This is a genomic window from Phenylobacterium sp. (genome assembly GCF_041920015.1).
In the GTDB taxonomy this organism is placed as follows: domain Bacteria; phylum Pseudomonadota; class Alphaproteobacteria; order Caulobacterales; family Caulobacteraceae; genus Phenylobacterium.
Map to the genome: position 1 here is coordinate 1 of NZ_JAYRST010000134.1, position 3692 is coordinate 3692.

At 69.2% G+C, this 3692-nt stretch carries 5 protein-coding genes; 4 read left to right on the top strand and 1 reads right to left on the bottom strand.

The genetic code is table 11. The features are described from left to right. Positions 1–556 (bottom strand): NADP-dependent isocitrate dehydrogenase (locus ACE3TL_RS16650; protein WP_374579779.1); only part of this gene is annotated, 556 nt, incomplete at its 3' end. Positions 557–710: 154 nt separating this feature from the next. Between ACE3TL_RS16650 and ACE3TL_RS16655 the strand changes: the two genes are divergently transcribed. The 4 genes from ACE3TL_RS16655 to rpsD all read left to right on the top strand — a co-directional run. Then, positions 711–1487 carry an RNA methyltransferase gene (locus ACE3TL_RS16655; RefSeq protein WP_374579780.1) on the top strand — a complete coding sequence of 259 codons (777 nt, stop codon included), beginning with the start codon at positions 711–713 and terminating at the stop codon, positions 1485–1487. Then, the gene (locus tag ACE3TL_RS16660) at positions 1487–2575 is read left to right on the top strand and encodes an NAD(P)H-dependent flavin oxidoreductase (RefSeq protein WP_374579781.1); all 1089 of its coding nucleotides are present in this window, start codon (positions 1487–1489) and stop codon (positions 2573–2575) included. The genes ACE3TL_RS16655 and ACE3TL_RS16660 overlap by 1 nt, the downstream gene beginning before the upstream one ends. 39 nt (positions 2576–2614) lie before the next feature. Continuing rightward, positions 2615–2962, top strand: a complete 348-nt coding sequence (locus ACE3TL_RS16665; RefSeq protein ID WP_374579782.1) for a hypothetical protein — start codon at positions 2615–2617, stop codon at positions 2960–2962. A 176-nt stretch (positions 2963–3138) separates the two neighbouring features. After that, a partial coding sequence (gene rpsD, locus ACE3TL_RS16670; protein ID WP_374579783.1) for a 30S ribosomal protein S4 occupies positions 3139–3692 on the top strand: 554 nt, incomplete at its 3' end.

Below are 3692 nucleotides of genomic sequence, written 5' to 3' on the forward strand. Positions count from 1 at the left end.
GGTCGTCCAGGTTGTACATGCCCATGGCGACGCCGCCGCCGGGGAACTCGAACACCTCGTGCTCGATCGACTCGCCGTTGTCGCCTTCCCACTTGATGGTCAGGCGGCCGGGCCCGGGAACCCTGAAGTCGGTGGCCTTGTACTGGTCGCCGAAGGCGTGGCGGCCGACGATGATCGGCTGGGTCCAGCCGGGGATCAGCCGCGGAACATTCTTGCAGATGATCGGTTCGCGGAAGACCACGCCGCCCAGGATGTTGCGGATGGTGCCGTTCGGCGACTTCCACATCTTCTTCAGGCCGAACTCTTCCACGCGGGCTTCGTCCGGGGTGATGGTGGCGCACTTCACGCCGACGCCATGGCGCTTGATGGCCTCAGCCGCGTCGATGGTGACCTTGTCGTCGGTGGCGTCGCGGTGCTCGATCCCCAGGTCGTAGTAATCCAGATCGATGTCCAGATGGGGGAAGATCAGCTTGTCCTTGATCCACTTCCAGATGATGCGGGTCATCTCGTCCCCGTCGAGGTCCACGACAGGGTTGGCGACTTTAATCTTGGCCATGAGGGCGGAGCGCTCCGGGAGGTGTGTGACGGATGGGGTAGGGGCCGTATACTAGGCCAGGGCCGCGACGCAAAGAGGCGGAGGCTTGCGCCGGTCAGGCCGATGTCTCCGGCTCGCCCTTGCCAGGGCCGCCGCTCCGGCCGCAAAACGCGGCATGGACTCCAATGCTCCCCCCTGCATCATCCTGAACGCGCCGCAACTGGCCCATAATATCGGCGCGGTCGCGCGGGTGATGGCCAATTTCGGCCTGGCCGACCTGCGCCTGGTCAATCCGCGGGACGGCTGGCCGCAGGAGCGGGCCTGGGCCTCGGCCTCGGGCGCGGAATGGCCGCTGAACGCCGCGCGGGTCTATGACAGCGTGTCCGAGGCGATCGCCGACCTGCATCTGGTCTATGCGACGACCGCGCGGCCGCGCGAACTGCAACTGCCGGTGATCGGCCCGCGCGAAGCGGCCGCCAACCTCGCGGCCGAGGTGGCGCAGGGCCGCGCCGCCGGCCTGTTGTTCGGCGGCGAGCGGGCGGGGCTGGAGACCGCCGACATCGCGCTTTGCCAGGCGGTGGTGACCTTGCCCATCGATCCACGGTTCCGGTCGCTGAACCTGGCCCAGGCCGTGGCGATCAACGCCTATGAATGGCGCATGACGGTGGAAAGCGGCGCGCCGGCGAACTTCCGCGAGGGGCCGCCGCCAGCGGAGGCGGCCGCCATGCAGGGCCTCTACGACCATTTCGAGCGCGAGCTGGACGAGGCGGGCTTCTTCCATCCGCCGGAAAAGAAGCCGTCCATGGTGCAGAACCTCCGCTCGGCGCTGGGCCGGGCGCGGTTCTCCGACCAGGAGGTGCGGACCTTCCGCGGGGTGGTGACGGCGCTCTCGCGGGGGCGGGGCCGGGCGCTGGAGAAGCTGGCGCGCAGGAAGGCTGGGGGAGACGCCTGATGTCGTTGCGCGCGCTGTTGGACGGCCTGGAGATTCCTATTCTGCAGGCGCCGATGGTCGGGGCCTCCTCCAGCCAGATGGCCCTGGCGGTCTGTGGGGCCGGTGGGCTGGGTTCGCTCGCCGCCGGCGCCATGGCGCCCGAGGCCATCGAGGCCGAGGTCGCCGCGTTCCGGGCGGCCAGCGCCGCGCCGTTCGGCGTCAACCTGCTGATGGCGCCGCCGGTCTCGCCCGACGCCGCGAGCGTCGAAGCGGCCCTCGCGCGCCTGGCGCCCTGGTACGCCGAGCTGGGCGAGCCTTTGCCGGGGCGGCCCAACAGCTTCGCGCCCGACTTCGAGGCGCAGTTCGCAGCCCTGGTGCGCGCGGCCCCGCCGGTCGCCTCCTTCACCTTCGGAATCCTGACGAAAGCGCAGGTGGCCGCCCTGCGCGCGGTCGGCACGTTTACGGTCGGAACCGCCACCAACGTGCCGGAAGCCCGGGCCTGGGCCGAGGTCGGCGTCGACGGGATCTGCGCGCAGGGGTTCGAGGCCGGCGGCCATCGCGGCCATTTCCTGTCGGAGCTGGACGCTAGCCTGGTCGGTACGATGGCGCTCACCTCGCTGATCCTCGAGGCGGTGGACCTGCCGGTGATCGCCGCGGGCGGGATCATGGACGGGCGCGGCGTGGCGGCCGCATTGGCCCTGGGCGCCAGCGCCGTGCAGATGGGCACGGCCTTCCTGCTGTCCGACCAGGCGACGGTCAGCGCGCCGTGGCGCGAGGCGCTGACTGCCGTCCCGGACGACGCCACCCGCCTGACCCGCGCCTTCACCGGCCGTCACGCCCGCGGGATCGAGAACCGCTATATGCGCCAGATGGCGCCTGTGCAGGACGAGGTTCCCGCCTATCCCGTCCAGAACCGCCTGACCCAGCCGCTGCGCGCGGCGGCCGCGAGCCAGGGGAACGCCGACATGATCTCGCTGTGGGCCGGGCAGGGCGTACGGCTGGCCCAGCCGGGCGATGCGGGCGAGCTGGTGCGCCGGTGGTGGCGGCAGGCCGGCGAGGCGGCGCGCCGGACTCTGGCGCGAACCGCGCGCGATACTGGCGGTCGCTGAAGCGACACGATAGGTTGAGCCTGAAATCGGGAGCGCATCATGAAGAGCTTTGTCCTGGCCATCGTCGCGCTTGGCGCCCTCGCCGCGCCGGCCTTCGCCCAGACGACCGCCTGCCGCAACGAGGTCGGCCGCACGATCTGCCATGACATCTATGGCAACATCGTCACCGGCACGCGCGACGCCATGGGCAACACCACCTGGACCGACCAGTACGGCGAGCAGGTGACGGTGCGGCGCGACGCCATGGGCAATGTCACCACCACCTATCCCGACGGCGAGAAGGTGAGCACCCGCCGCGATGCGATGGGCAATCTGGTGGTCAAGGACAGCAGCGGCCGGACCACGCGCTGCCGCGTCGATGCGATGGGCAAGTCCCGCTGCCGTTAGGCCTTTTGGGCCGCTGCATTGACTCCGAGGGCGCGGGACGTCATACACCGCCCCTTCGCGCCGCCGGGCCTGCCCGGAGGGCTTGCGATGTCATGACGGGTTGATCCGACGCCGCCGTTGCAAACGCGGTCCCACTTGCGGGATCGCCGGCCCGGGTCCGAAGAAAAGAGACGAGCATGTCGAAGCGCCATAGCGCCAAGTACAAGATCGACCGCCGGATGGGCGAAAACATCTGGGGTCGTCCGAAGTCGCCGATCAATTCGCGCGCCTACGGTCCCGGCCAGCACGGCCAACGCCGCAAGTCCAAGGTTTCCGACTTCGGCCTGCAACTGCGCGCTAAGCAGAAGCTGAAGGGCTACTACGGCAACCTGACCGAGAAGCAATTCTCGCGCACCTACACCGAAGCCGCCCGCCGCAAGGGCAACACCTCGGAAAACCTGATCGGCCTGCTGGAATCGCGCCTGGACGCCGTCGTCTACCGCGCCAAGTTCGTGCCGACCGTGTTCGCCGCCCGTCAGTTCGTGAACCACGGCCACGTGCTGGTGAACGGCAAGCGCGTCAACATCGCCTCCTATCGCGTGAAGATCGGCGACGTGATCACGGTGCGCGAGCGTTCGCGCAACATGGCCCTGGTGCTGGAAGCCCTGCAGTCGGCCGAACGCGACACCCCCGACTATATCGAAGTCGATCCCAAGGGCATGTCGGCCAAGTTCATCCGCGTTCCGGAATT